The organism is uncultured Porphyromonas sp., assembly GCF_934359325.1.
Lineage (GTDB): Bacteria > Bacteroidota > Bacteroidia > Bacteroidales > Porphyromonadaceae > Porphyromonas_A.
Genome location: NZ_CAKRLH010000129.1, coordinates 1 through 4,585, shown reverse-complemented (window position 1 = coordinate 4,585; position 4,585 = coordinate 1). Strand labels below are relative to the sequence as shown.

4 protein-coding genes are annotated in these 4,585 nt (G+C 61.3%); all 4 read left to right on the top strand.

What is annotated here, in order from left to right; genetic code table 11:
• On the top strand, positions 1–528 hold a 528-nt coding region (locus tag Q0F21_RS05495; protein ID WP_297238137.1), incomplete at its 5' end, for a DNA polymerase.
• A gap of 120 nt (positions 529–648) precedes the next feature.
• Positions 649–3,144 (top strand): hypothetical protein, encoded by a 2,496-nt coding sequence (locus tag Q0F21_RS05490; protein WP_297238135.1) that lies wholly within the window; start codon positions 649–651, stop codon positions 3,142–3,144.
• The gene (locus Q0F21_RS05485; protein WP_297238133.1) at positions 3,141–3,932 is read left to right on the top strand and encodes a biotin--[acetyl-CoA-carboxylase] ligase; all 792 of its coding nucleotides are present in this window, start codon (positions 3,141–3,143) and stop codon (positions 3,930–3,932) included. Before Q0F21_RS05490 ends, Q0F21_RS05485 begins: the two co-directional genes overlap by 4 nt.
• A 146-nt stretch (positions 3,933–4,078) precedes the next feature.
• A partial coding sequence (locus Q0F21_RS05480) for a hypothetical protein (RefSeq protein ID WP_297238131.1) occupies positions 4,079–4,585 on the top strand: 507 nt, incomplete at its 3' end.

The window sequence follows — 4,585 nt, the reverse complement described above, 5'->3', positions numbered from 1 at the left end:
CGTCGGGCAAAGACGGCAAACTTTGGGATCATCTACGGCATCTCCGCCTTCGGTCTCTCCTCCCGGCTCGACATACCACGCAGCGAGGCGGCTGCCCTGATCGAGGGCTACTTCGACTCCTTCCCCGGCGTGAAGCGCTACATGGATGAGACGATCGAGCGGGCGCACCGAGACGGCTACGTGGACACCCTCTTCGGTCGCCGTCGCTATCTGCAGAATATCAACTCCCGCAACCGAAACCTCGTCGCCAATGCAGAGCGCATGGCGATCAATGCCCCGATCCAGGGAACCGCCGCCGACATCATCAAGGTGGCCATGGTCCGAGTGGCGCGCCGCCTGCGAGAGGAGGGCTTCCGCTCGCAGATGATCCTGCAGGTGCACGACGAGCTCTGCTTCACCGTCCCCGCTGAGGAGCAGGAGCGGCTGATGGCTATGGTCAAGGAGGAGATGGAGCAGGTGCTGCCCTCGCTTAGTGTCCCGCTCATCGCTGATGTCGGCGTGGGGAAGAACTGGCTCGAGGCGCACTGACGCCCCGCCGAACCAAAGCAAAAAAAGCCCCCGTCCGCTCCGGAGCAGATGGGGGCTTGGCTTCCTCACTCTCTAAGTTCTGGCTATCTTTGTCCGTAGAAATAATAAGCCAAGAGGATTATGACGGAGATAATGACCGGGACAGACGAGGAGAAGAAATGGTACAGGCAGGAATGGTTTTACGTCCTCCTGTCGCTTGTCCTCTTTGTGGGGCTCTCGTATGCCTACTTCTATCCCGCTGCCTTTGAGGACCGGGTGCTCTACCAGGTGGACGGTGCCGCCTCGCAGGGGACAGGGCGGGATGTGGTCGATTATCATAAGGAGACCGGGGAGTGGTCCCGCTGGACGGGAAGCCTCTTCGGGGGGATGCCCACCTACCAGATCCGCCCGGACTACGACTCTCAGACCCCTCTCGTCACGCTGCGGAGTCTCCTCCGGCTGGAGTGGCCGATAGACCTGATGCCGGGCGACACCTACCTCCTCCTGATGATGCTCCTAGGGGGGTACCTCTTCATGCGGAGCTGGGGGCTGAGGCGGGGGCTGTCGGTCTTCGGGGCGATCCTCTGGACTTTCTCCTCCTACTTCCTCATCCTGATACAGGCGGGGCACATCTGGAAGCTCACCACCCTCGCCTTTATCCCTCCGACGATTGCCGGTCTGGTCTACGCCTTTCACCGACGATACTACCGACTGGGCTTCATCGTCATGGCGGTCTTTACCGGGCTGCAGATCCTCTGCAATCACTACCAGATGAGCTACTACTTCGCCTTCCTCATGGCGGGGATGATCATCGCCTGGGCGGTGGAGGCCGGTCGTGAGGGGGAGTGGAAGCACTTCGGCAAGGCACTGCTGGCGGTGACGCTGGGCGGATTTATCGGCCTGGGGCTTAATGGCTCGGGTCTCTACCACACCTGGGAGCTGCAGCAGGAGACAATGCGTGGAGGGAGCGCCATCGCAACGGAGGGCGGCGAGACCTCCTCTAAGGGACTCTCCCGGGACTACATCACCGCCTGGAGCTACGGCGTGGATGAGACGCTGACGCTACTGATCCCGGATGCCAAGGGGGGCGCGAGTGGCGCGATCGGCTATGATGAGCCGGCTCTCAGTAAGGCGTCGATGGAGAATCGGGCCTTTGTGGCGCAGCAAAACCGCTACTGGGGGGACCAGCCCTTCACGGCGGGACCGGTCTACGTAGGTGCCTTCGTCCTCTGGCTCGCGCTCTTCGGGATGGTGGCGGGCAAGGGACCGATGAGGTGGGCGCTGCTGGTGGTCTCTCTTCTCTGCCTCCTGCTCTCGTGGGGGCACAACTTCCCCGGGCTGACCAATTTCTTCATCGACCATGTGCCGCTCTACAATAAGTTCCGCACCCCCTCGTCGATCTTAGTTGTCCCGGAGCTGACGATACCGCTCTTTGCCGTCTGGGGGCTGGCGCTGATACTGAGACAACCGGATAGGCTGAAGGCTGACAAGGGGGCGACGATCACAGCGAGCGTGCTGACGGTCGGCGTCGCGCTGCTGGCGTACCTCTTCCCCTCCAGCGGCGGCTCTTTTATGTCGCAGATGGAGCAGCAGGCACTCGCTCCCTACCTCGCACAGATGCCTCAGCTAATCGATGCGGTGGAGGATCTCAAGGGCGTCCGGACAGCGATCTTCAGGGCCGATGCGCTGCGAACGGTGGTCTTCCTCCTCGTGGGGATGGGCGTTCTACTCCTTTACTATAAGAAGAAGGTGAAGCCGCTGCCGACGCTGGCATTGGTGACGCTCCTCTGTCTCGTCGACCTCTGGACGGTGGACAAGAGGTACCTCAACGACTCCATGTATCACCCGCGGACCGACATCGCTGCCAAGGTGCAGGAGAAGACGCCGGTGGACGAGCAGATCCTCAGCGATCCCTCTGAGGCGCGGGTGATGAATCTTTCGGTCGATACCTTTAATGACGCCACCACCTCCTACTACCACCGCTCCATAGGTGGCTATAATGCGGCAAAGCTGGGTCGCTATCAGGACCTGATCACCGGCTATCTCTCCAAGCTGGATCGGAATGTCCTCAGGGCACTCAATACGAAGTACTACATCGTGCCCGACAGCGTCACCGGTCAGCGGCTCGTGGTCGATCCGGAGGCGTACGGCGACGGGTGGTTTGTCTCCGATATCCATACCGTCTCAGGAGCTCAGGAGGAGTACGATGCCCTTGGGCAGCTGCCTCTCGACCGCGTGGCGGTGGTGGATCGGTCGCTTGCCGAGGGGCTTCCGACGGGTACGCTCCGGGATAGCCTCTCCACCGTCACCCTCACCGACTACGCTCCCGACCGTCTGGTCTACAGGACATCCAATACCCACGCCGGTCTGGCAGTGCTCTCGGAGATCTACTACCCGCACGGCTGGGAGGCGCGCATCGATGGCGAGGAGGCGGAGATCCTTCGGGTCGACTACCTGCTACGCGGTCTCGTCGTCCCGGCGGGAGAGCACGAGGTGGTACTCACCTTTGACCCCAAGACCCTGCACGTGACGGAGACGACCGCCTATGCCGCCTACGGGGTGCTGCTCCTGGTGATCCTGGTCAGCGGTTTCCTCTACCACCATAACCGGCGGAGGGGCGAGAAACGGGAGGCGTGAGGCAGATCCACCTGGCTCAGGTCGACTCGACCAATAGCTACCTCAGGCGACGGCTCGCAGAGGAGCCGGACCTGGAGGAGTACACGGTCGTCACCGCCACCGATCAGACCGCCGGGCGTGGCCAGGCGGGGCACCGCTGGGACGCTACTTCGGGGCAAAACCTGACGATGACCCTGCTCCTCCATCCGGGTGACCTGATGGAGGACGGCGGGACGCTCTTTGACCTCAATATCCTGACCGCTCTCGCCGTAAGACAGGCGCTTCAGCGCGAACTCCCCCCGGGACCTGAGGTAAAAGTGAAGTGGCCTAACGACCTCCTCGTGGACGGACGAAAGATCTGCGGTATCCTGATCGAGAACTCCTTCTCCTCGTCGCGCCTCGAGGCGAGCATCGTCGGCATCGGGGTCAATGTCCTGCAGGAGCACTTCGGTGAGGGCTATCCGACGCCACCCACCTCGATAGCGGCAGAGCAGCGTAGGCTCGGCGTGACCCCACTCACCGGTGTCACCTGGCACGACCGACTGGTCTACGAGATCCTTGAGGCGCTGGAGGAGCGGCGCCGCTGGTCTCCGGCGAGACTCCGGCAGGCATACCACACCTGCCTCTTCGGACGGGGAGAGGCAGCCTGCTTTGTCCGACCCTTCGGCGAGACCTTCTACGGGATGATCGAGGAGGTGAGACCTGACGGACGACTGCTGATCCGCGAGCTTCCCTCCGGGCACCGCGTCTCCTACGCCTTCCGCGAGGTGTCGATGGTGCTCACCGACCCGCTCTCCTCCCTTCGGTGACGGGTACATCTTCTGTCCCTCTTTAGGAAAAGGCTTTTGGTAGCCCCACTTTCGCTATCTTTGTGCGGAGAAAGGAAAAGAGACGGCTCTCCGGACTGCTCCGACCCGGGCAGGATGGACTCCCTCTGACCTAAAGGATAAACATCATGACAGCCAAGCCAAATCTACTGACGCTCCTATCGCGATCGTATCTCAATCGGTGGATCGTCGTTGCGATAGACGTCCTCTCGGTGATCGTATGTGCCGTCCTTGCAGCACTTGCCACAAGGTACTTTGTCGGTATGCCCGATGTCGCCATGCGTACGCTGATCCCTGCCAGCGTGGTTGCAGTGACCATCGCAGCGATAGTCGCCGACTTCGTGACCGGAGTGCACAAGCAGATCTTCCGCTTCACCACGCTGAGGGTGAGCTTCAATCTACTTGTGGCGACGCTTATCAATGCGACCATTTCTTTCCTGATACTTTACCTGATCAATGAGACGCGTCTCCACCTCGACTTTCCCCCCAAGGTGGCGATCTTCTACAGCGTAAGCTACATCATACTCACCTACCTGGTCACCCTTGCCCTGCGCGGTGTGATGGTCTTCCTAGCTCGGAGACTCCTCGTCCGCTCCGATGGTCCGATCAGCCGTAAGCGGATCCTGGTCTATGGT

Bases quoted from the DNA above. Each gene is read 5' to 3' on its own strand.
- Q0F21_RS05490 (WP_297238135.1), top strand. From the start codon at position 649: ATGACGGAGATAATGACCGGGACAGACGAGGAGAAGAAATGGTACAGG.